Source organism: Denitratimonas tolerans (assembly GCF_037203605.1).
Lineage (GTDB): Bacteria > Pseudomonadota > Gammaproteobacteria > Xanthomonadales > Xanthomonadaceae > Denitratimonas > Denitratimonas tolerans.
The window spans coordinates 40781-63050 of the sequence record NZ_JBBDHC010000003.1 but is presented as its reverse complement, the minus strand read 5'-3'; the positions used below and the strand labels follow the sequence as shown (position 1 = coordinate 63050).

Here is a 22270-nt window from a genome sequence, read left to right as displayed (position 1 = left end):
CAAGGCGGAAGGATGTGCGGCAGGCGTTACGTGTCAGGACCGCACCGTGCGGTCACCGGATCGGGCGCGCGGGGTGTGACCGAGCCACCGCCGCCCGGGAAGCGGCGGCGGAGTGCTGACGCCAGAGCCGGTACCGCCGGGCGTCACGAGGCGTGCGTCACTGATTGTCCTCGATCTGCGGCACCTTTCCGCCGCCCACGCGCATGTCCTGCATGGTGCGCTCGGCGGCGGCGTTCACCATCGCCCATTCGCGCACGGTCAGGCAGTTCTTGGTCTTCATGCGGGTGCCGACCTTGGCCTCCAGCTTGCAGATGATGCGATCCGCATCGTTGTCGATCAGGATGGCGTTGATGCGCTCCTGCGCATTCACCAGTTCCACCTGATCGCTTTGGGCGAGCTTGGAGCGTTGGTCACGCTTGGTCAGCAGGCGGTTCACGCGATTCAGGTCCGTATCCACCGCCAGGCGATCGCGCTCGGCGAGGTGGGAATACTTCCCGGCCTCCATTTCCTGCCGGATCTCGGCCGCCATGGGTTCGAATTCGGCAGCGGAATCGACCGCGAACTCCCACTTTTTCTGGGTTTTCATCTCGGAGGCCAGACCAATCGATGGCACGACGAGGGTCAGGACGATGGCCGCGGCGAGACGCTGGATGAAGGTGTGGAACTTCATGGTTCTGGCTTCCTGTTTGAACGACGGGGGCGGATGTGATCCGGTTGCCTCCTGGGTTCATCCTTGACCGGTTGCCGGTTGTTTGCAGCAGAAGGATGACCACGCGTGATCGATGGTACCGAAGCGTTACCGTGAATTCCACGCGCGCCAGTGCGGCTTCCGGCTGCGGCACGTCCGCTTGATCGGGCGTCCGGCTGAGGGGCCTTGGCCGGCGTGTCGCACGATGCCTTGGCCATGCGGTGCGCAAGTGCCCCGGCTGATGGGCGTCGCGCGACCGGTTGCCGCTGCGGAAACCGCGGCGGCATGGCTATAATCCGGCGTTCCTTTCAGTCCGCGATCCGGATGTGCCGGCCTGCTTCCGTGTCATCCGACGTCGTGATCCAGTCCGTCATCCGCCTGCGCCCGTCCCGCGATAGCCGGTCCAGTGCCTTTGGCTGGCTGCCAGCGCGATGCGTCCCGATGCCATCAATGGCCCGTACTCCGGGCCGGGCAGTGCCGCCGCGGTGCGGGGCGTGGCGGTGGTTTTCCTTATCCTAGAACCCGCATTCCGAGCAGACCCGTCCGTGAGCCGCGACTACAAAGCCACCATCCACCTTCCCGCCACCGACTTCCCGATGCGCGGCGACCTGCCCAGGCGCGAACCGGCCACGCTGGAGCGCTGGTACCGGATCGACATCCACGCGCGCCTGCGCACCGAGCGCGCCGGTGCGCCGCGCTTCGTGCTGCACGACGGCCCGCCCTACGCCAACGGCGCGATCCACCTGGGCCACGCGGTCAACAAGATCCTCAAGGACATCATCGTCAAGTCGCGCTCGCTCGATGGCATGGACGCGCCCTATGTGCCCGGCTGGGACTGCCACGGTCTGCCGATCGAGCTGGCGGTGGAGAAGAAGCACGGCAAGGTCGGGGTCAAGCTCGACGCCGCCGCCTTCCGCGAGAAGTGCCGCGAGTACGCGCTGGCGCAGATCGACCTGCAGCGCGCCGACTTCAAGCGCCTGGGCGTGATCGGCGACTGGGACCACCCCTACCAGACCCTCGATCGCAGCTTCGAGGCCGGCGAGCTGCGCGCGCTGGCGAAGATCGTCGGCAACGGCCACCTCGCACGCGGCGTGAAGCCGGTGCACTGGTGCTTCGACTGCGGTTCGGCCTTGGCCGAGGCGGAAATCGAATACGCCGACAAGACCTCCAGCGCGGTGGACGTGGCCTATGACGCCATCGACCCTGACGCGATGGCGGCGGCGTTCGGCGTCACCCGTGCGGATGCGGCGATCATCGCCGTGCCGATCTGGACCACCACGCCCTGGACGCTGCCGGCTTCGCTCGCGGTATCGCTCGGCCCTGAACTTTCCTACGCGCTGGTGCGCGGCGCGGATCGCGGCGGGCACCCGCTCTGGCTGGTGCTGGCCGAGGCGCTGGTGGAGGCGGCCGCAGCGCGCTACGGCATCGGCGCGCCGGAGGTCCTCGGCCGCGCGCCGGGCAGCGCGCTGGAAAACCTGCGCCTGCGCCATCCCTTCTACCCCGAGCGCGAAATCCCGATCCTGGTCGGCGACCACGTCTCGGCCGAAGACGGCACCGGCGCGGTGCACACCGCGCCCGGCCACGGCCAGGAAGACTTCGCGGTGGCGCGGAAGTACGACCTGCTCGTGCACTACAGCGCCGCGCAGATCAACCCGGTGGGCGGCAACGGCGTGTATCTGCCGGGCACGCCGATCTTCGAGGGCCAGTTCATCTGGAAGGCCAACGACGCGGTAGTGGAACTGCTGCGCGGGAACGGCCACCTGCTGGCGTTCGAGAAGATCCGGCACAGCTACCCGCACTGCTGGCGTCACCGCACCCCGGTGGCGTTCCGCGCCACCCCGCAGTGGTTCATCTCGATGGATCAGGCCGGATTGCGCAGCGATGCGCTCGACGCGATTTCCGCCATCGGGCGCGAACGCGGCTGGTTCCCGGAGTGGGGCGAGGCGCGCATTCGTTCGATGGTGGAAGGTCGGCCGGACTGGTGCATCAGCCGCCAGCGCACCTGGGGCGTGCCGATAGCGCTGTTCGCCCACCGCCTCAGCGGCGAGCCGCACCCCGATACCGTCGCGCTGATGCGGCGCGCCGCGGATCTCGTGGAGGCCGGTGGCATCGACGCCTGGCACGCGCTTGATCCGCGCGACTGGCTGGGCGATGACGCCGAGCACTACGAGAAGGTCACCGACATCCTCGACGTGTGGTTCGATTCGGGCGTCACCCACGAGGGCGTGCTGGTGCCGCGCGGCCTGGGCAAGCCGGCCGACCTTTACCTCGAAGGCTCCGACCAGCACCGTGGCTGGTTCCAGAGCTCGCTGCTCACTGCCGTCGCCATGGACCGCGCCGCGCCCTTCCGGCAGGTGCTCACCCACGGCTTCACCGTGGACGAACACGGCCGCAAGATGTCCAAGTCGCTGGGCAACGGCATCGAGCCGCAGGAGATCCTCAAGACCCTCGGTGCCGACATCCTGCGCCTGTGGATCGCCAGCACCGACTATCGCAACGAGATGTCGCTGTCGCAGGAAATCCTCAAGCGCACGGCCGACGCCTACCGGCGCATCCGCAACACCCTGCGCTTCCTGCTCGGCAACCTGCACGGGTTCGATCCGGCGCGGCACCTGCTGCCCAACGCCGAACTGCTGCTGCTCGACCAGTGGGCGGTGCAGCGTGCCGCCGACCTGCAGCGCGAGATCAAGGCGGCCTACGGGCGCTACGACTTCCCCGCCATCGTGCAGGCGCTCAACAACTTCTGCACCGTGGACATGGGCTCGATCTACCTGGATGTCACCAAGGACCGGCTCTACACCATGCAGGAGGATTCGCGCGGGCGGCGCAGCGCACAGAGCGCGATGTTCCGCATCGCCGATGCCGTGACGCGCCTCCTCGCGCCGATCCTGAGTTTCACCGCCGAAGAGATCTGGGGTTACCTGCCCGGCGCGCGCGAGGACAGCGTGCTGCTGGCAACCTGGCGCGAGGATCTGGATCGCATGCCGCCGGATGCCGCGCTCGGCCAGAGCGGGTTCGAGCAGCTGCTCGCGCTGCGCGAGGCGGTGACGGCAGTGCTGGAGCCGATGCGCGCCGATGGCGTCATCGGCGCTTCGCTCGCGGCCGAGGTCACGCTGTATCTCGATGATGGCCTGCTGGCGCGGCTGGCTCCGGTGGCCGACGAACTGCGCTTCTTCTTCATCACCTCGCAGCTGGTCCTGAAACCGGCCGGCGAGCGCCCGGCCGATGCGGTGAAGGCCGATGGGCTGGAGGCCTGGATCGTGGCGCGCGCCACCGAGGCCGCCAAGTGCGTGCGCTGCTGGCACTACCGCGCGGACGTGGGCCGGCACGCCGACCACCCCGAGCTGTGCGGACGCTGCGTCGAGAATGTCGAAGGTGCCGGCGAGGACCGCCGCCATTTCTGAGGCGCACGGAAAAGCAGACGAGGGCGCAGCCCCGCGTGCGCCCAATGCGCTGGCGTGGCTGGTGCTCTCGGGCCTGGTGATCTGGCTCGACGCCGTCACCAAGGGCCTGGCGCTGGAACACCTGCGCCTGGGCGAACCGGTGGCGGTGATCGACGGGCTGCTGAACTGGACCCTGGTCTACAACCCGGGCGCGGCCTTCAGCTTCCTCTCCGACGCGTCGGGCTGGCAGCGCTGGTTCTTCGCCGCGTTGGCGGTAGGCATGAGCGCGTTGCTGACCGTCTGGCTGGCCCGAACCGACCGCCGCGACTGGCGTCAGGCCGCGCCGTTCGCGCTGGTGATCGGCGGCGCGCTCGGCAACCTCGTCGATCGTCTCGTCCACGGCCACGTCATCGACTTCATCGACGCCTACTGGGGCACCGCGCACTGGCCCGCCTTCAACATTGCCGACTCCGCCATCGTCATCGGCGCGATCGGGATTGCGCTTTTCGGCCTTCTGGCGAAGGCCGGGGATTAGTGATTCGGGATTCGGGATTGGTGAGAGCGGCGCGCGGCGGGTCTTCAGTGCGTGCGCTGTATGATGGGTGATTCAACAGTCGGCACCCTCCGCAACCACATCGCGCAGCTTCCGCCTTGGCTCTTGCAAATCCCCAATCCCCAATCCCCAATCCCCGCCCATGGACATCCTCCTAGCCAATCCCCGCGGCTTCTGCGCCGGTGTCGATCGCGCCATCGAGATCGTCAAGCGCGCGCTCGAACTGTTCGGCGCGCCGATCTATGTGCGTCACGAAGTCGTCCACAACCGCTTCGTGGTCGATGACCTCAAGGCGCGCGGGGCGGTGTTCGTCGAGGAACTGGATGAAGTGCCGAACGGGGCCACGGTGATCTTCAGCGCGCACGGCGTCTCGCAGGCGGTGCGCGTCGAAGCCGAGCGGCGCGGGCTCAAGGTGTTCGATGCGACCTGTCCGCTGGTCACCAAGGTGCACCTGGAAGTCGCGCGGCAGAATCGGCGCGGGCGCGACATGGTGCTGATCGGCCACGCCGGCCATCCCGAGGTGGAAGGCACGATGGGGCAGTGGACCGCGCGCGGCGAAACCGGGCATATCCACCTGGTCGAGGGCATCGACGACGTGGCCTCGCTCATCCTGGGCCAGCCGGACAACTGCGCCTACACCACCCAGACCACGCTCAGCGTCGATGACACCCGCGACATCATCGCCGCGCTCAGGGTGCGCTTCCCCGCGATCCAGGGGCCGCGTCACGACGACATCTGCTATGCCACGCAGAACCGGCAGGACGCGGTGCGCGAGCTGGTGCGCGGTGGCTGCGATGCGGTGCTGGTGGTCGGTTCGCCCAACAGTTCCAACTCCAACCGCCTGCGCGAACTGGCCGAGCGCGAGGGTGCGGTGGCCTGGCTGATCGACAGTGCCGACGAGATCGATCCGGCCTGGGTGGCCTCGCGCCGCCGCATCGGCGTCACCGCCGGGGCGTCGGCCCCGGAAGTGCTGGTGCAGGGCGTCCTCACGCGCCTGCGTGAGCTGGGCGCACCGGTGGTGCGCGAGGTTTCGGGCGCGCGCGAGAGCATGATCTTCGCTCTGCCCAAGGAACTGCGCGAAGAGGTTCCGGGCGATTCTGCGAACCCGTCGCTTGTCGCACCGAGCGAGCTTGACTAGGCTCCGCGCACGTCTGTTCCGGAACGCTTCCATGCGCGCTTGCCTGTTGCTTTTGATCCTGCTGCTGGGCGCATGCGCCGCGACGCCCGGAAGGCCGCCGACCGCAGTGCCGGTGTCCGATGCCGGGCTCAACGCGATTCATGCGCGCATCGATGCCGCCACGGCGCGCTTCGATGACGCGCTGTCGCTCTACAAGAGCGGCGACGCGGCGGGTGCCGCTTCCGAATTCGGGACGGCTCGCGCCGAACTCGGGATGCTTGCCGATGAGTGCCTGGCGCTTGCGGGTTGCGACGTGCGCCGCGTGCTTGCGGCGCAGGATGCCCTGCTGGAGCGCCAGGGTCGCCATCTGGCCGGTGCGACCGAGGACGCGGAGCCGATCGACGCCGCGGACGCCACCCTCGCAGGCGAAGGCGATTCACCGGTGCTGCTGGTGATGCCCGAAGCCGCGCGTACCGTGGCCATTCTCAACGGCCGCGATCTGGCGCGGGTCATCGAGGTCAACGAGCCGGTCAAGGCGGCGCTGGAAGAATGGCTGACCTGGATGCGCCCGCAGCTCCTGGACAGCTGGGAGAACTACCAGTACATGCGCCACCTGATGTTTCCGGCCTATGAAAAGACCGGCTTGCCCGAGGCGCTGCTGTTCGGCATCCTGGCCAAGGAGTCGGGCGGGCGCGTGCACGCGGTGTCGCGCGCCGGTGCCGCGGGGCCGCTGCAGTTCATGCCGGCGACCGGGGCGCGCTTCGGGCTCAACCGCGGCGGGCGCTTCGACCTGCGCTTCGATCCGGCCCAATCGGCGCGCGCCAGCGCCGAATACCTCAACGAACGCTTCGCCGAACTCAACGGCAGCCTGACCCTTGCACTGGCCGCCTACAACGGCGGCGAAGGGCGCATCGCGCGGCTGTCGGGCAAGGGCGCGCGCGACTTCTGGAGCAGCCAGGTGTTCAACGCACTGCCGGCGGAGACGCGCGAGTACGTCCCGATGGTGATGGCGGCGGCGTGGCTGTTCCTGCACCCGGAGCGTTACAACCTGAGTCTGCCGCAGCTCGATCCATCGCCCCTGCCGGTGACCCTGGAACGGGAGATGTCGATCAACGAACTGGCCGTGTGCCTGGGGCAGAGCGGCAATCCGCGCGGCTGGTTCAGGCATTTGCGCAACCTCAACCCGCGCTGGGAGGCTGGCCAGCGGCTGCCGGCGGGCACGGAGCTGGAGCTGCCGGGCGCGGCGCGCGAAGCCTACCTGCGGCAGTGCCAGGACGGCCCCTTGCTGGCCCTCAGCCGCGAACTGCACGATGCCCGCCCGCCGGTGGCACCGGCGATTGCGCGCGGTGGGACCGTTGGGGGCAGCCATGTGGTGAAGAAGGGTGACTCGCTGCATTCCATCGCGCGCAAGCACGGTTGCAAGGTGGCCACCATCGCCCGCGCCAACGCGGTGCACGGTCCCAAATACCTGATCCGACCCGGCCAGCGGCTGGAGTTGGCGGGATGTGCCAGAGGCTGATCGGCGGAACGCCCCGGTCTGAAGATACTATGGTGCGGCGGCCCCGGAGCCGCCCGAGCTGCAAGGAGCTGATGCGTGCTGGAACTGTTCAAGGCCGGTGGTTGGGTGATGTGGCCGATCGCCTTCATCTCGATACTGGCGCTGGCCATCGTGCTGGAAAGGCTCTGGACCCTGCGCCGCAAGAGCGTGCTGCCGCCCGGGCTGGGTGCGGAGGTGCGCGACTGGGCGCGACACGCGCACCTGGACCCCAAGCATATCGACGCGCTGCGCAGCAATTCCCCACTGGGCGAGGTGCTGGCGGCGGGGCTCGACGTGCGGCGGCGTCCGCGCGAGGTGATCCGCGAGCGCATCGAGGATACCGGCCGTCACGTGATGCATCGGCTCGAACGCTTCCTCAACACCCTTGGAACCATCGCCAGCGCGGCACCGCTGCTGGGTCTGCTGGGCACGGTGATCGGCATGATGCATCTGTTCCTCGGCATCCTGGACCACGGCGTGGGCGATGTGGCGCAGCTGGCCGGTGGTATCGGCCAGGCGCTGGTGACCACCGCGTCGGGCATGTGCGTCGCCATTCCCGCGCTGGTGTTCCACCGCTACTTCCGTGGGCTGGTGGGTGCGTATGTGATCGAAATGGAGCGCGAGGCCATCGCGCTGGTCGACACGCTCGACGGCATCGCGGCACCCAAGCCCGCACCGGCCCCGACGCCGGCATCGGCCCCAGGCGCGCCCGCGCGGCGCCGGAGTTCGGCCGGATGAGGATCGGCACGCCAAGCCAGGGCTCGGACGATCTCGAAACCAGCCTGGTGCCGCTGATCGACGTGGTGCTGACGCTGATCATCTTCTTCGTCGTCACGACCACCTTCCAGGACCGGGCCGCGATGAAGGTCGCGCTGCCGGAAGCCGCCGGGCAGACGGCCGAGACGCCGAAGGATCCGCTGGTCGTGGTGGTGGATGCCGAGGGACGCTATTTCGTCGGCGGCGCGGAAGTGCTGCGCCGCGACGTGGCCTCCGTGCGCGAGGCCATCGGCAAGGTCGCGGGAGACGACAAGAACCGCACCGTGGTCCTGCGTGCCGATGCCAAGACGCCGCACCAGGCCGTGGTGACGGCGATGGACGCGATCGGCCAGCTCGGGTTCTCCCGGCTCTCGATCGCCACCGTCCCGGCACCCGACACCAGCTCCGCCCAATGAGCCCTGGCCCGAAGGTGCCAGGCACCCGTCGCCGGCTGCTTGGCCTGGTGCGGCCGTACTGGCCGCTGTGGATCGTCGCGGGCATCGGCATGGTGTTCGATGCCGCCGCCTCGGGTGCCTTCGTCCGGCTGATCAAGCCGATGCTCGACGATCTGTTCGTGCTGCGCGATCCGGACGTGATCTTCTGGATGCCCGTGGCGCTGGTCGGGCTGTTCGTGCTGCGCGGCCTTGCCACCTTCGCCAGCGACTACGGCATGGCGCGCATCGGCCGTAGCGTGGTGCGCGATCTTCGCAACCTGGTGTTCGGACAGTACCAGCGCCTGCCGGCGGCCTACTTCGACCGCGAACCGGGCGGGCAGGTGGTCTCGCGGGTGATCTACGGTGCCGAGCAGGTTTCCCAGGCCAGCGCCGATGCGATCAAGACGATGGTGGTGGACGGCCTCACCGTGGTCGCGATGGTCGCGGTGATGCTCTGGACCAGCCCCAGCCTCACGCTCTACCTGTTCGTGATGGTGCCGCTCACCGGCCTGGTGTGGCGCTTCGTCGGGCGGCGCTACCGCCGCATCAACCGCACCATCCAGTCGTCGATGGGCGACGTCACCGGCATCGTCGAAGATGCGGTGGAAGGCCATCGCGAGATCCGCATCTACGGTGGCCAGGCGCGCGAAGCCGAACGCTTCTCCGCCGCCGCCAACGACAACCTTCGCCTGAACCTGAAGGTCGCCACCACCAACGCGCTGAGTACCTCGACCATCCAGCTGGTGGCGGCGGGCGCGCTGGCGGCGATCGTGTGGCGCGCGACCCGCCCGGACCTGCTCGAAACCCTGAGCGCCGGCGCGTTCATGTCGCTCATCACCGCCATGCTGGTGATGCTGCCCTCGATCAAGCGCCTGACCACGGTGCAGTCCGTGGTGCAGCGCGGCGTGGCGGCGGCGGACGAACTGTTCGACGTGCTCGATACCCCACCCGAGCGCGACGAGGGCACCCGCACGCTGGCACGCGCGCGCGGCGAGATCGTGCTGGAATCGGTCACGCTGCGCTACCCGGGGCGCGAGCAGGCGGCGCTGGAGGCGGTCAGCCTGCGCTGCGCCCCCGGCTCGGTCACCGCGCTGGTCGGACCTTCGGGCAGCGGCAAGAGCAGCCTGGTGAGTCTCTTGCCGCGCTTCTACGAACCCGGCGAAGGGCGCATCCTGCTCGATGGCCATCCGCTCGACGAATACCGCCTGGCCGACCTGCGCGCCCAGATCGCCCTGGTCAGCCAGCGCGTGGTGCTGTTCAACGGCAGCGTCGCCGACAACATCGCCTACGGCGGGCTCGCCGGTGCCAGCCGCGCCCGGATCGAGGCGGCGGCCGAAGCGGCCAACGCCATGGAGTTCATCCGCACGCTGCCCGATGGCCTCGACAGCGCCGTGGGCGAGCAGGGCGCGCTGTTGTCCGGCGGTCAGCGCCAGCGCATCGCGATCGCACGCGCGCTGCTCAAGGATGCCCCGATCCTGATCCTGGACGAAGCCACCAGCGCCCTGGACACCCAGTCCGAGCGCCTGATCCAGGACGCGCTCGCGCGGCTGATGGCCGACCGCACCACGCTGGTCATCGCCCATCGCCTGAGCACCATCGAGCACGCCGACCAGATCGCGGTGATGGATCGCGGCCGCCTGGTGGAGCTGGGCCGGCACCGGGATCTGCTGGCCCGCGACGGCATGTACGCGGCGCTGCATCGCCTGCAGTTCCGCGATCAGCCGGCCGACGGATGAGGGCATGCGTGCCCCATGACCTCGCTCCGTGCCCGCCTCACGCAATGGTTCGAGCGCCGCTGGTTCGGCGATGCCCATCCGGGCGTCGCGCTGCGCGCCCTTGCCGCGCTGTTCGGACGCGTCGCGCGGGCGCGGCGCGCGGCCTTCGTGTCCGGGCGCAGGCCGGGTGAACGCGCCGGCGTTCCGGTGATTGTTGTGGGCAACCTCGCCGTGGGCGGTGCCGGCAAGACGCCGCTGACCGTGGCCCTGGTCGAAGCCCTGCGCCGGCGCGGCTTTCGCCCCGGCGTGATCTCGCGCGGCTACGGGCGGCAGGACGCCGGAGCACGCCGCGTCGACGCGGATGACCTTCCCGCCGCTGTCGGCGACGAACCTCTGCTGATCATGCGCCGCACCGGCGCGCCGGTCGCTGTCGCGGCGCGGCGCATCGAGGCGGCGCGCCTCCTCGTGGCGTCGGGCGAGGTGGACGTGCTGGTGGCCGATGACGGCCTGCAGCACTACGCCCTGGCGCGCGATATCGAAGTGCTGGTGATCGACGGACGCCGACGGCTGGGAAACGGCCTGCTTTTGCCCGCCGGCCCGCTGCGAGAGCCGGTGCAGCGCGCCGCAGCCTGCGACTTCATCGTCGTCAATGGCGGCGAGGCGGGTGCCGGAGAAGTTCCGATGCGGCTGGCGCTGGCGAATGCGATACCGTTCGATGGCGCGGAGCCCCGGGCGCTGTCGTCCTTCCAGGGGGAGCCGGTCCACGCCGTGGCCGGGATTGCCGATCCCGAGCGCTTCTTTCGGGCGCTCCGCGCCGCCGGGCTCGATCCGATTCCGCATCCGTTTCCCGACCACCATCCCTTTGCCGCATCCGACCTGCGCTTCGGCGATGCGCTGCCGGTGCTGATGACCGAGAAGGATGCGGTCAAGTGCGCCCGAATCGCGCCATCGAACGCCTGGGCGGTGCCGGTGTCCGCCGTCCTTCCCGACGAGTTTCTTGACGCCGTGGCCGCGCGCCTGAGAGAGCTTTCCCCATGACCGACACCGCACCTCCCGATTTCGTCGTCGCCATTCCCGCGCGCTACGCCTCCACGCGCCTGCCGGGCAAGCCGCTGCGCCTGATCGCGGGCGAGCCCATGATCGTGCACGTCGCCCGCCGCGCGCGCGAGGCCGGCGCGCGCGAGGTCGTCGTCGCCACCGACGACGCGCGCATCGCCGATGCGCTCGCGCCCCTGGGCGTGACCGTGTGCATGACCTCGTCCGATCACGCCTCGGGCACCGACCGCCTGGCCGAAACCGCAGCGCAGCGCGGCTGGAGCGATGACACCCTCGTGGTGAACCTGCAGGGCGACGAGCCGCTGGCCCCGCCCGCCGCGATCCGCGCCGCCGTGGACGCGCTCATCGCCAGCGGCGCGCCGATTGCCACCCTCGCCCAGCCGATCAGCGGCACCGACGAACTGTTCGACCCCAACTGCGTCAAGCTGGTGCGCGACGCGCAGGGAATCGCGCTGTATTTCAGCCGCGCCCCGATCCCCTGGCACCGCGACGCCTTCGCCCGCGACCGCGTCACCCTGCCGGCCGGCCCGTGGCTGCGCCACATCGGCCTCTACGTCTACCGCGTCGGCGCGCTGCGCCAGTTCGCGCAGATGCGCGCAGGAGCATTGGAGCAGATCGAATCCCTGGAACAGCTCCGCGCCCTGGAAGCCGGCTGGCGCATCGCCGTCGCCCTCAGCCCCGAACCTTTCCCCGCCGGCGTCGATACGGAGGAAGACCTGGCGCGGGTGGAGCGGGTGATGCGCGATGGTTGAACATCGAACCCGGCGCGACTGCTGCCGATCCTGACGTGGTCATCGAGAGCAACGAACTGCCGGACGACCTCCGCGCCTAACCCTGGCGACGCGAGACAAATCAATCCACGATTGCGCCAATGCCGGCCATGCCAATGCGCTGCGGATGTGCCTTGCCATGGCTGGCCTCTTTCCGACGAGCGGCAGGATGCGTCTCAGCTGGTGAGACGCAGGCGTGTTGTCCTCAGCGCGAGGATGGCTGATCAGGGGGGGCGGCGGTGGATACGAAATACTGGGCACACGTGGATGGCGAAGGCGAGACACTTCGTTCGCACGCATTGGTCGAGCATCTGCGCGATGTGGGGCGACTAGCGGAAGACTTCGCCAGCGTGTTTGGCAGCGGGGGATGGGCTGAAGCGGCGGGGCGTTGGCATGATCTAGGCAAGTTCCGAGCGGGCTTTCAGCACAAGTTGCGCGTCGCCGGTGGCGTAGATGCACATATCGAAAACGTCGGCTTGCGCGTCACCCATTCGACTGCGGGTGCGATTCATGCGGTGCAGGCGTTGGGCAAGGCACAGGGCAGTGTGCTGGCCTTCCTGATTGCGGGCCACCATGCGGGCCTGCCGGACATGCACAGCAGCGATGGCGGTGCCGGCTCTCTGGCGGAACGACTGGCCGGTGAGATCGGGCAGGTCGAAGTTCGTGAGGCGCTGTCGGAGGCAATTCCGCCGGAGGTTCTTGCAGCACCCGCCAATTTGTCCGAACCGCTGGGCGGAAAGGAAGGTTTCGCACTGTGGATTCGGATGCTGTTTTCCTGCCTGGTCGATGCGGACTTTCTCGATACCGAGGCCTTTTTTGACACGACTCGTGCGCGTGCGCGGGAAAGTTATCCGAATCTGCTCGAGATCAAGCAGCAGCTGGATGCTTCGCTCGCCATCAAGTCGGATCGCGCGCGCCAGGGCGGTATCTCCGAGGTCAACGGCCTGCGCGCGCAGGTGTTGACACAATGTCGCGACAAGGGTGCCGACCACAACCTGAAGCCGGGATTCTTCAGCCTGACCGTGCCCACCGGCGGAGGCAAGACACTTTCCTCGCTGGCCTTCGCGCTGGAACACGCCATCGCGCACGGCCACCGTCGAATCATCTATGCGATCCCGTTCACCAGCATCATCGAGCAGACCGCGCAGGTATTCCGTGAAGCCTTGTCCAGCCTGGGTGCCGATGTGGTGATTGAGCACCACAGCAACCTCGACGTGCGCGAGGGCAGCGAGAACCACGCTTCCCGCCTGGCCAGCGAAAACTGGGATGCGCCGCTGATCGTCACCACCAACGTGCAGCTGTTCGAATCCCTGCACGCCTCGCGCACCAGCCGTTGTCGCAAGCTGCATAACCTGGCCAACAGCGTGATCGTGCTCGATGAGGCGCAGCAGCTGCCGCGCGAATTTCTGGCTCCTGTGCTGCGCGTTCTCAAGCAACTGGTCGAACACTACGGCGTCAGCGTCGTGTTTTGCACCGCCACGCAGCCAGCCCTGCAGCCGCGGCTTGGTCCGTTCGGTCGCCGCGTGCTTGATGGCATTCCTGATGAACAGGTCCGCTCAATCATCGAGGATTCCGCGCCCCTGTTCGACGCCATGCGACGCGTCGATGTGCATTTCCCGGAGAGCCTGAAGGTGACTACGCCATGGGATGAGGTGGCGCGACGCATCGAGCAACACGAGTGCGTGCTTGCCATCGTCAACACGCGTCGTCACGCCCGTGATCTGGCGGCGATGCTGCCCGCGGAGGGCACCGAGCACCTGTCCGCGCTGATGTGCGCGCAGCATCGAAGCGACGTGATTGCACGAATTCGAAAGCGCTTGGCGGTCCGTGCGGAAGGTCGTGACACCACGCCGTTGCGCGTGATTTCAACACAGCTCGTAGAGGCGGGAGTCGATCTGGATTTTCCCGTGGTGTACCGCGCGCTCGCCGGCTTGGACGCCATCGCCCAAGCGGCAGGGCGGTGCAATCGTGAAGGCAGTCTGCCAGGCCGGGGAGAAGTGCATGTCTTTGTGCCGGAAGGCGGCGTGCCGCCCGGTTTGATGGGGCAGGGTGCGGAAGCCGCGCGGGAAATGGCCGCGCTTGGGCTGTTGGATGACCCCTTGGCACCAGAAACCTTCCGCGCCTACTTCGACCGCTACTACGCCCGTGAATCCTCGGGATTCGATAAGCACGCCATCCTCGAAATGCTCTCACCGCAGCGTCTGGCGTTCCGCACCGCGGCTGAGGCATTCCGTCTGATCGATGAGGCGGGCGAAACCATCGTTGTCCCGTATTGCCAGCCGGGACAAGAAGAAAGCCCGGTCGAGATGTGGCTGAACACCTTGCGGACTGATCCGGCAGCGACATGGGCGCGGCGCAAACTGCAGCGCTACACGGTCACCGTGCCGCAGGGTGTGTTCAAGCGGCTGCATGACCAGAAGGACGTGGAGGAGCGCACCGGGCTGTGGGTGGCGTCGCCATCGCGCTATGACGATGAGAGATACGGCCTGCTATTGCCTGAGGATCATGGCGGATGGCTGGGGGTATGACACTTCGCGTAGGCTGTTCTCGCAGTGGCTTTCTGGCCACACCGCAGGCAGGCTTTTGTATCGGGAGGGGGTTTTCATGAGCCAAGGATTTTGCATTGAGGTTTTCGGCCCGTTTGCCTGCTTCACCCGGCCGGAAATGAAGGTGGAGCGCGTTTCTTACGACGCCATTACGCCCTCCGCCGCACGAGCGATCTTCGACGCCATCCTGTGGAAGCCGGCCATCGCTTGGCAGGTGCGGCGCATCGAGGTCTGCGAGCCGATCCGCTGGATCTCCGTGCGCCGCAACGAAGTGGGCGCGGTGGCTCCGGTGGGAGCGGTACGCAGCGCGATGAACGGCAACGCGCTGCTGGCGCTGAACATCGAGGAGAACCGCCAGCAGCGCGCCGGCCTGCTCCTGCGCGATGTGCGCTATCGCCTGCATGGGCGCTTCGAGTTGACCGACAAGGCCGGCGAGGGTGATACCGCCGCCAAGTTCGCGGCCATGTTCGAGCGGCGTGCTCGCAACGGCCAGTGCTTCAACCAGCCGTACCTGGGCACCCGGGAGTTTTCCTGCGGCTTTCGCCTCGTTGATCCCCCGGCGGAGCCTTTCCAGCCAGCCTCTGAGCTGATGGGCGAGCGCGATCTGGGCTGGATGCTGTATGACTTGGACTATGGCCTGCCACCGCATGAAGCACCCAGCCCGTTGTTCTTTCGTGCCGTGATGCGCGATGGCGTGATCGCCGTGCCGGCGCGCGACAGCGAGGAGGTGCGCGGATGATCCTGCAATCCCTCAACCGCTGCTACGAACGCCTGAACGCGCGCGGCGAGATCGCGCCGGAAGGGTTCGAGTCTAAGGAGATTCCGTTTGTGCTGGTGATCGACGCCCAGGGGAACCTGGTGCAGATCGACGATACCCGTTCGGGTGCCGGCAAACAGAGGATTGTCGGCGCGTATCTGGTGCCCAGTGCGGTCAAGCGCTCGGTAGGTATCGCCGCCAACCTGCTTTGGGACACGGCGGAATACGTGGTCGGGCTGGTGCGCGAAGGCGGCAATCCTGTGCGTGTGGCGGATCAGCATGCCGCGTTCAGGGCCAGGATCGCCGAACTGCTGTCGCGCACTCAAGATGAGGGACTGCTGGCCGTCCAGCGTTTTCTCGACGCCGATCCGCTGGTGCAGGTAGAGGCTGATCCCAAAGCGCCCGAACTGCGCCAGGGCAATCCGAACCTGACGTTCCGCTATGTGGAAGATGTGGCGTCCGTACCGGTTTGTCTGCGCCCCGCGGTTATCGAGGCATTGTCGCAGACCGCCCCCACCGATACCGAAGTCCAGGCTTTTTGTCTGGTGCGGGGAGAGTCCGATACGACGGCGCGTCTTCATCCGCCCATCAAGGGTGTTTGGGGTGCTCGGACTTCGGGAGCGAACGTCGTCTCATTCAATCTGGATGCCTTCAACTCCTACGGAAAGACACAGAGCTACAACGCCCCGGTAGGAGAGAGGGCCGCCTTTGCCTACACCACGGCACTGAATCACCTGCTGCGCAAGGGGTCCCGCCACCGCCTGCAGGTGGGGGACGCCTCGACGGTGTTCTGGGCCGAAGAAGGCTCGCCGTTCGAAGACATCTTTGCTGCACTGCTCGGCGGCAGCGAGCCGGATGACCCCAAGCGCGGCATCGACGTGGTGCGTGACTGGCTTTCGGCACCGGTTACGGGTGCCTATCGCGATGTCGAAGACGATACCCGCTTCCACGTACTGGGCCTGGCCCCCAATGCGGCGCGCATCGCCGTGCGCTTCTGGCAGGTTGGCCCGGTACGCGAGTTTTCTGGCCACATTCGACAGCACCTCGCGGATATCGCCATCGCCGCGCCTTCATTCGAGTCGCCTTATCTGCCTCTTTGGCGGCTGCTTGCGTCGACCGCGCTCAAGGGCGAATCCAAGAACGTCGTGCCGAATCTGGCCGGCGACACCATGCGCGCGATTATCGCGGGCACGGAGTATCCCGCCGCGTTGCTCCAGGCCGCGATCCGGCGCGCTCGGGCAGAGCAGGCACGCAAAGATCAGAACGGCAAGTCAGTTTCGAATGTGAGCTATCCACGTGCAGCCCTTATCAAAGCCTGCCTCAACCGGCAGGCGCGTCTTCGTTCCACTTCGGACAAGGAATTGCTTATGAGCCTCGATCTTGAAAATCGCGACCCGGCCTATCGGCTCGGCCGCCTGTTCTCGGCGCTGGAGCGCATCCAGTCCGCCGCCCAGCCTGGCATCAGTGCCACCATCCGCGAGCGCTACTACGGTGCTGCCAGCAGCTCGCCGGCCAGCGTGTTTCCGATCCTGCTTCGCCTCAAGAACCACCACTTGGCCAAGCTGGACAGCGCCGCACTGAAAGCCTGGTACGAAAAGCTGCTTGGCGAGATTTTCCTGGGCATCGGCCCCGACTTTCCGCGCCATCTGGACCTGCCGGCACAGGGGCGATTCGCTATCGGCTACTACCACCAGACCCAGGATTTCTTCACCCGCAAGAGTCCGACAGATTCTGCAGCTGCCAACGATTCCACACAGGGAGACTGAACCATGAGCCTTCAATCGCGTTACGACTTCATGCTGCTGTTCGACGTCAAGGACGGCAACCCCAATGGTGACCCGGATGCGGGCAACCTGCCGCGGCTGGATGCCGAAACCGGACATGGTCTGGTCACCGATGTCTGCCTGAAGCGCAAGGTTCGCAATTACGTCGGGCTGGCGCGCGGCGAGCAGCCGCCGTACGAAATCTACGTCAAGGAAAAGGCCGTGCTGAACAAGCAGCACGAGCGCGCCTACATTGCCATCGGGGCCGAGGAGGAGCTCAAGGATGGCGACAAAAAGAAGTCACGGAAGGGCGGTGACAAGGTAAACGAGGCGCGCGCCTGGATGTGCCAGAACTTTTTCGACGTGCGCACCTTCGGTGCCGTGATGTCCACGGGCACCAACTGTGGGCAGGTGCGTGGGCCTGTGCAGCTGACCTTTGCACGTTCCGTGGCTCCGATTGTCGCGCTGGAGCACTCGATCACCCGCATGGCGGTTACCACCGAGGCCGAAGCCGAGAAGCAGGACGGCGACAACCGCACCATGGGGCGCAAGTTCACGGTGCCATATGGCTTGTACATGGCGCATGGTTTTGTGTCGGCACCACTGGCCGCACAAACAGGCTTCTCCGCTGATGATCTGGATCTGTTCTGGGAGGCGTTGCTCAACATGTTCGATCATGATCATTCGGCGGCACGCGGGCTGATGTCCACACGAGGCATCTATGTATTCGAACATTCCACGGCGCTCGGAAACGCGCCGGCTCATGCACTTTTTGAGCGGATCCAGGTAAAGCCGCTCTCGGATGCCCCGCGTGCATTTTCCGACTTTGAAGTCAGGATTGATGACGGAAATCTCCCGGATGGCGTGCGTTTGCTGCGCAAGGTGGGATGATGGACTGGTTCCGGAAGCAGGAACACACCATGACCACCGAAATCCCCTTCATCATCGAAGACGCACCGGAAGGCGGCTACATCGCCCGTGCCGTAACGGCCTCGATTTTCACCGAGGCCGACAGCCTGCCGCAGTTGCGCGAGAACGTCCGCGAAGCGGTGGCCTGTCACTTCGAGGAAGGCGAGCAGCCACGCTTGATCCGTCTGCACTACGTGCGCGATGAGGTCATCGCGGCGTGAAGTTGCCGCACGATCTGGATGGCGATGCGCTGATCCGCACCTTGGCGCGGATCGGCTACGGCAAGGCACGTCAGGTGGGCAGCCATGTGCGCTTGACCTTGCGCGATCACCCCGAGCATCACCTCGCCGTGTCGCTTCATTCGTCGCTGCGGGTCGGCACCCTGGCCGCTGTGCCCGACGATGTAGCGGCGCGATTGGGTGTGGGCCGGGCAGACTTGCTGGAATGATTGTTCGGATGGAACCGTGGACGAGGATATCGCTCCCATAGCCATTTCCGCGCTCCAGCACTGGAGCTACTGTCCGCGCCAGTGCGCCCTGATCCACATGGAGCAAGTGTTCTCTGAAAATGTATACACCTCGCGTGGCCGTGCCGTCCACGCACTCGTGGACCAGCCCGGGGCCGAGCGCGATGGCACGGTGCGGATCGAGCGCGCCATGCCGCTGTGGAGCGATCGGCTGGGCTTGGTCGGAAAGGCGGATCTGGTCGAGTTCGGATCTGATGGCTCGCCGTATCCTGTCGAATACAAGCACGGCCCGCGCCGTACCCAGCGTCATGATGAGCTGCAGCTCGCGGCGCAGGCCATGTGTCTGGAGGAGATGACCGGCCATGTCGTGCCCGTCGGTGCGCTGTTTCATTTCAGCTCGCGGCGTCGGCGCGAAGTGAAGATCGACACGGCGCTTCGTGCCGACGTGGTTTCTGCCATCGCAGCCATTCGGGACATGCTTGCTTCTCCGGTTCTGCCGCCGCCGGTGAACGACAAGCGCTGCCGCAACTGTTCGCTCAAGGAGCTGTGCCAACCGGCCATCGTCGATGATCAAGTGCGCTACGCGCGCCACCTGGCGGAATTGTTCGGAGGTGAACCGTGAGCGACGCCTGGCAGGTGCTCAATACGTTGTACGTGATGACCGGCGGCAGCTACCTGCATCTGGACAATGACACCGTGCGCATCGAAATCGAGCGCGAGACGAGACTGCGGGTACCGCTGCATCACATTGGCGGCATTGTGGTTTTTGGCGATGTGCTGGTCTCTCCTGCCTTGATCGCGCGCTGCGCCGCGCAGGGCATCACGATCACGCTGCTGGATCGCAATGGCCGCTTCACCGCCCGGGTGGAAGGACCGGTATCGGGCAACATCCTGCTGCGGCGCGCCCAGCACGATGCCCTGCTCGACGATGCGAAAGCCCTCAGTCTGGCGCGATCCTTTGTCGCCGGCAAGCTGCGCAACAGCCGCACCCTGCTGCAGCGCGGCGCGCGTGAATCCACGGACGAGGAGGACAGGCAGGCGTTGAGCGCCGCCGTCCAGAAATTCGACGCGTCGCTGCGCACGGCGGCGGTGGTCGGGAACATGGACGCGCTGCGCGGCGTGGAGGGCGAAGCCGCACGAACCTACTTCTCGGCGCTCAACGCAGTGCTCAAACCGGCCACACGCGAGCATTTCGGCCTCGCGGGGCGGCACCGGCGGCCACCCAGAGATCGCATGAATGCACTGCTTTCCTATCTTTACACTCTGCTCACCCACGATTGCCGCAGCGCGCTGGAAAGCGTCGGGCTGGACCCACAGGCAGGTTATCTGCATGTGCTCCGTCCAGGGCGCCCAGCGCTGGCGCTGGATGTGGTGGAAGAATTCCGCAGCGTGCTGGCCGACCGCATGGCGCTGACGCTGGTCAATCGCGGCCAGCTCAAACACGGCGACTTTCGTATCACCGAGGGTGGCGGAGTGCTGCTGGCAGACGATGCCCGCCGTGCCATCAGCGTCGCCTGGCAGGAGCGCAAGAAAGACACGCTTACCCACCCCCTGCTGGATACGCAGGTTCCCATCGGCATCTTGCCGATGATCCAGGCGCGGCTGCTTGCCCGCACCCTGCGCGGTGATGTTCCTGCATACCTTCCGTTCGTTTCGAGGTAGCGCAATGCTGGTGATCGTCTGCTATGACGTGGCTACCGAATCGCGTGAAGGAAGACGCCGGCTGCGAAGGGTGGCCAAAGCGTGTGAAGCGATTGGCCAGCGCGTGCAGAAGTCCGTGTTCGAGTGTCAGGTGGACAGCCGGCAGTTCGAAGAGTTGGAGCGACAGTTGCTGGCCATCATCAATGCCGATGAGGACTGCCTGCGGTTCTATCGGCTTACTGAGCCGGTGGAACTGCACGTCCGCGAACACGGCCGCTTCCGCGCGATAGACTTCGATGGGCCGCTCGTTGTGTGATGGTGCGCGCGAACCCCCAGCGACCGGGAATTTCCCGTCAGACTCGCGCATCGTCGCAAGATATTGTTTTCAAAGGAACATGAATGTGCCACCGTACCGCCTGCCGGCACAATCCCTCCACATTTTTGCAAGGTTCGCGGATACTTGTCAGCATCCCCAGCCCGATCAGTAACTTGGGATGGTGGAGTCGCCCGGCCTGATCAGGCCGGGCGCGGATTGAAACCGTGTCCTCGAAGTCATCAGCAGCCGGCTCTGGCTGTCGCCCGGCCTGATCAGGCCGGGCGCGGATTGAAACCTGAGCAATGCCAGCCGCCGCCGCTGCGCTGTAGGTCGCCCGGCCTGATCAGGCCGGGCGCGGATTGAAACCAGCCGGCAATCAGCGCTTCGGCGCGGCCCGGCGTCGCCCGGCCTGATCAGGCCGGGCGCGGATTGAAACTCCGGGCAAGTCTTGGTCATAGACAGCCTTGGGGACGTCGCCCGGCCTGATCAGGCCGGGCGCGGATTGAAACTTGACGAACCGCAGGATGTACTCGCCCCACATTGGTCGCCCGGCCTGATCAGGCCGGGCGCGGATTGAAACGCGGCCTCGGTCTTGATGACGGAGCACGCGCCCCGTCGCCCGGCCTGATCAGGCCGGGCGCGGATTGAAACACCTGGAGCTCTCGCGCCTTGGCGCGCGCATCACGCGTCGCCCGGCCTGATCAGGCCGGGCGCGGATTGAAACCTTATTAACAATGTCTGCCGACATGACCCCACGAAAGTCGCCCGGCCTGATCAGGCCGGGCGCGGATTGAAACATCCGCCACCCCGGCGCCTGGGACGGCGACAGCGGGGTCGCCCGGCCTGATCAGGCCGGGCGCGGATTGAAACGCGCCCGGCCTGTACCGCCTGCATGCCCTCCCAAAGTCGCCCGGCCTGATCAGGCCGGGCGCGGATTGAAACTGATGTTTGATACTACGGATGTTCTGACCGCCATGTCGCCCGGCCTGATCAGGCCGGGCGCGGATTGAAACCTTTCCGCGCATCGTTGCGCGCGCGCGCCTCGTGTCGCCCGGCCTGATCAGGCCGGGCGCGGATTGAAACACGCTTGTGAGTGGCGGCCTCGGCCAAGCGGTTTGTCGCCCGGCCTGATCAGGCCGGGCGCGGATTGAAACTGGTCAATTTGTGCGCAATGTGCGGCATAGCGTGTGTCGCCCGGCCTGATCAGGCCGGGCGCGGATTGAAACATCAATATGGTCACGCGCAGCAAGGTCATGGTGGTCGCCCGGCCTGATCAGGCCGGGCGCGGATTGAAACCAGGGTGATGATGCGCGGTGCGAGGCCGACTTTGGGTCGCCCGGCCTGATCAGGCCGGGCGCGGATTGAAACACCTTGTCGATGCTCGCGCCAAGATCGACGGCAGTCGTCGCCCGGCCTGATCAGGCCGGGCGCGGATTGAAACAAGATCGGGATGATGGCGCGCCAGTGCGGAAAGGTCGCCCGGCCTGATCAGGCCGGGCGCGGATTGAAACCGCGACATGCCGTTTCCCGCCGCCGGTGGCTCGGTCGCCCGGCCTGATCAGGCCGGGCGCGGATTGAAACTCGTAAACGCAAAGCTCCTTGTGGCCCTTGGCCCCGTCGCCCGGCCTGATCAGGCCGGGCGCGGATTGAAACATCACTCAAAAAGCGATGCTTGGGCGGCCTGCCGGTCGCCCGGCCTGATCAGGCCGGGCGCGGATTGAAACCGCGTGTTGATGGGGGGGGGATGACGATGGCATTGTCGCCCGGCCTGATCAGGCCGGGCGCGGATTGAAACTTCGCGAGTGCCGACGCGGTCCTTGTTGAGCAGGTCGCCCGGCCTGATCAGGCCGGGCGCGGATTGAA

The 22270-nt window shown here is 66.7% G+C and carries 19 protein-coding genes and 1 CRISPR repeat array (1 of these 20 only partly in view); of the genes, 18 read left to right on the top strand and 1 reads right to left on the bottom strand.

The genetic code is table 11. The annotated features are described in order from the left end of the window. Window positions 1–157: 157 nt before the first annotated feature. Window positions 158–670 carry a hypothetical protein gene (locus WB794_RS02840; protein ID WP_337334331.1) on the bottom strand — a complete coding sequence of 171 codons (513 nt, stop codon included), beginning with the start codon at window positions 668–670 and terminating at the stop codon, window positions 158–160. Between the two features lie 563 nt (window positions 671–1233). Here WB794_RS02840 and ileS point away from each other — a divergent pair. From ileS to cas2, 18 genes are all read left to right on the top strand, one after another. After that, window positions 1234–4092, top strand: a complete 2859-nt coding sequence (gene ileS / locus WB794_RS02835) for an isoleucine--tRNA ligase (protein ID WP_337334330.1) — start codon at window positions 1234–1236, stop codon at window positions 4090–4092. Beyond that, window positions 4055–4606, top strand: a complete 552-nt coding sequence (gene lspA / locus WB794_RS02830) for a signal peptidase II (protein ID WP_337334329.1) — start codon at window positions 4055–4057, stop codon at window positions 4604–4606. Before ileS ends, lspA begins: the two co-directional genes overlap by 38 nt. Window positions 4607–4766: 160 nt before the next feature. Then, window positions 4767–5762: a 4-hydroxy-3-methylbut-2-enyl diphosphate reductase gene (gene ispH / locus WB794_RS02825; RefSeq protein WP_337334328.1), complete on the top strand. Its 996-nt coding sequence runs from the start codon at window positions 4767–4769 to the stop codon at window positions 5760–5762. Between the two features lie 31 nt (window positions 5763–5793). Beyond that, window positions 5794–7260: a transglycosylase SLT domain-containing protein gene (locus tag WB794_RS02820; protein ID WP_337334327.1), complete on the top strand. Its 1467-nt coding sequence runs from the start codon at window positions 5794–5796 to the stop codon at window positions 7258–7260. Window positions 7261–7335: 75 nt separating this feature from the next. Continuing rightward, window positions 7336–8016 carry a MotA/TolQ/ExbB proton channel family protein gene (locus tag WB794_RS02815; protein WP_337334326.1) on the top strand — a complete coding sequence of 227 codons (681 nt, stop codon included), beginning with the start codon at window positions 7336–7338 and terminating at the stop codon, window positions 8014–8016. Further along, window positions 8013–8450: an ExbD/TolR family protein gene (locus WB794_RS02810; RefSeq protein WP_337334325.1), complete on the top strand. Its 438-nt coding sequence runs from the start codon at window positions 8013–8015 to the stop codon at window positions 8448–8450. Before WB794_RS02815 ends, WB794_RS02810 begins: the two co-directional genes overlap by 4 nt. Further along, the gene (gene msbA, locus WB794_RS02805) at window positions 8447–10204 is read left to right on the top strand and encodes a lipid A export permease/ATP-binding protein MsbA (RefSeq protein WP_337334324.1); all 1758 of its coding nucleotides are present in this window, start codon (window positions 8447–8449) and stop codon (window positions 10202–10204) included. The genes WB794_RS02810 and msbA overlap by 4 nt, the downstream gene beginning before the upstream one ends. Window positions 10205–10219: 15 nt before the next feature. Beyond that, window positions 10220–11221: a tetraacyldisaccharide 4'-kinase gene (gene lpxK / locus WB794_RS02800; RefSeq protein ID WP_337334323.1), complete on the top strand. Its 1002-nt coding sequence runs from the start codon at window positions 10220–10222 to the stop codon at window positions 11219–11221. Then, window positions 11218–11991 carry a 3-deoxy-manno-octulosonate cytidylyltransferase gene (gene kdsB, locus WB794_RS02795; RefSeq protein WP_337334322.1) on the top strand — a complete coding sequence of 258 codons (774 nt, stop codon included), beginning with the start codon at window positions 11218–11220 and terminating at the stop codon, window positions 11989–11991. The genes lpxK and kdsB overlap by 4 nt, the downstream gene beginning before the upstream one ends. 257 nt (window positions 11992–12248) lie before the next feature. Then, the gene (locus WB794_RS02790; RefSeq protein ID WP_337334321.1) at window positions 12249–14537 is read left to right on the top strand and encodes a CRISPR-associated endonuclease Cas3''; all 2289 of its coding nucleotides are present in this window, start codon (window positions 12249–12251) and stop codon (window positions 14535–14537) included. Between the two features lie 76 nt (window positions 14538–14613). Further along, complete coding sequence (cas5c, locus tag WB794_RS02785) at window positions 14614–15294, top strand: type I-C CRISPR-associated protein Cas5c (protein WP_337334320.1); 681 nt, start codon at window positions 14614–14616, stop codon at window positions 15292–15294. Beyond that, entirely contained in the window at window positions 15291–17078 is a 1788-nt protein-coding gene (gene cas8c / locus WB794_RS02780; RefSeq protein ID WP_337334319.1) for a type I-C CRISPR-associated protein Cas8c/Csd1, read from the top strand. The genes cas5c and cas8c overlap by 4 nt, the downstream gene beginning before the upstream one ends. A gap of 3 nt (window positions 17079–17081) precedes the next feature. Then, window positions 17082–17966 (top strand): type I-C CRISPR-associated protein Cas7/Csd2, encoded by an 885-nt coding sequence (gene cas7c / locus WB794_RS02775; protein ID WP_337334318.1) that lies wholly within the window; start codon window positions 17082–17084, stop codon window positions 17964–17966. A gap of 29 nt (window positions 17967–17995) precedes the next feature. Next, window positions 17996–18205, top strand: coding sequence for a hypothetical protein (locus WB794_RS02770; RefSeq protein WP_337334317.1), 210 nt, complete (start codon window positions 17996–17998; stop codon window positions 18203–18205). Next, window positions 18202–18432, top strand: a complete 231-nt coding sequence (locus WB794_RS02765) for a type II toxin-antitoxin system HicA family toxin (RefSeq protein ID WP_337334316.1) — start codon at window positions 18202–18204, stop codon at window positions 18430–18432. The genes WB794_RS02770 and WB794_RS02765 overlap by 4 nt, the downstream gene beginning before the upstream one ends. Before the next feature lie 16 nt (window positions 18433–18448). Next, window positions 18449–19072, top strand: a complete 624-nt coding sequence (gene cas4, locus WB794_RS02760) for a CRISPR-associated protein Cas4 (protein WP_337334315.1) — start codon at window positions 18449–18451, stop codon at window positions 19070–19072. Then, window positions 19069–20112 carry a type I-C CRISPR-associated endonuclease Cas1c gene (cas1c, locus tag WB794_RS02755; RefSeq protein ID WP_337334314.1) on the top strand — a complete coding sequence of 348 codons (1044 nt, stop codon included), beginning with the start codon at window positions 19069–19071 and terminating at the stop codon, window positions 20110–20112. The genes cas4 and cas1c overlap by 4 nt, the downstream gene beginning before the upstream one ends. Before the next feature lie 4 nt (window positions 20113–20116). Next, window positions 20117–20407, top strand: a complete 291-nt coding sequence (gene cas2, locus WB794_RS02750) for a CRISPR-associated endonuclease Cas2 (protein WP_337334313.1) — start codon at window positions 20117–20119, stop codon at window positions 20405–20407. Between the two features lie 186 nt (window positions 20408–20593). After that, window positions 20594–22270: direct repeats of the CRISPR family, unit length 37 nt; unit sequence GTCGCCCGGCCTGATCAGGCCGGGCGCGGATTGAAAC (it continues 1856 nt past the right edge of the window).

What these genes read in the sequence shown, in the direction of transcription:
- WB794_RS02840 (WP_337334331.1), bottom strand. Translation starts at nt 670, where the DNA reads ATGAAGTTCCACACCTTCATCCAGCGTCTCGCCGCGGCCATCGTCCTG.
- lspA (WP_337334329.1), top strand. Translation starts at nt 4,055, where the DNA reads ATGTCGAAGGTGCCGGCGAGGACCGCCGCCATTTCTGAGGCGCACGGA.
- ispH (WP_337334328.1), top strand. Translation starts at nt 4,767, where the DNA reads ATGGACATCCTCCTAGCCAATCCCCGCGGCTTCTGCGCCGGTGTCGAT.
- WB794_RS02820 (WP_337334327.1), top strand. Translation starts at nt 5,794, where the DNA reads ATGCGCGCTTGCCTGTTGCTTTTGATCCTGCTGCTGGGCGCATGCGCC.
- WB794_RS02810 (WP_337334325.1), top strand. Translation starts at nt 8,013, where the DNA reads ATGAGGATCGGCACGCCAAGCCAGGGCTCGGACGATCTCGAAACCAGC.
- msbA (WP_337334324.1), top strand. Translation starts at nt 8,447, where the DNA reads ATGAGCCCTGGCCCGAAGGTGCCAGGCACCCGTCGCCGGCTGCTTGGC.
- lpxK (WP_337334323.1), top strand. Translation starts at nt 10,220, where the DNA reads ATGACCTCGCTCCGTGCCCGCCTCACGCAATGGTTCGAGCGCCGCTGG.
- kdsB (WP_337334322.1), top strand. Translation starts at nt 11,218, where the DNA reads ATGACCGACACCGCACCTCCCGATTTCGTCGTCGCCATTCCCGCGCGC.
- cas5c (WP_337334320.1), top strand. Translation starts at nt 14,614, where the DNA reads ATGAGCCAAGGATTTTGCATTGAGGTTTTCGGCCCGTTTGCCTGCTTC.
- cas8c (WP_337334319.1), top strand. Translation starts at nt 15,291, where the DNA reads ATGATCCTGCAATCCCTCAACCGCTGCTACGAACGCCTGAACGCGCGC.
- cas7c (WP_337334318.1), top strand. Translation starts at nt 17,082, where the DNA reads ATGAGCCTTCAATCGCGTTACGACTTCATGCTGCTGTTCGACGTCAAG.
- WB794_RS02770 (WP_337334317.1), top strand. Translation starts at nt 17,996, where the DNA reads ATGACCACCGAAATCCCCTTCATCATCGAAGACGCACCGGAAGGCGGC.
- cas2 (WP_337334313.1), top strand. Translation starts at nt 20,117, where the DNA reads ATGCTGGTGATCGTCTGCTATGACGTGGCTACCGAATCGCGTGAAGGA.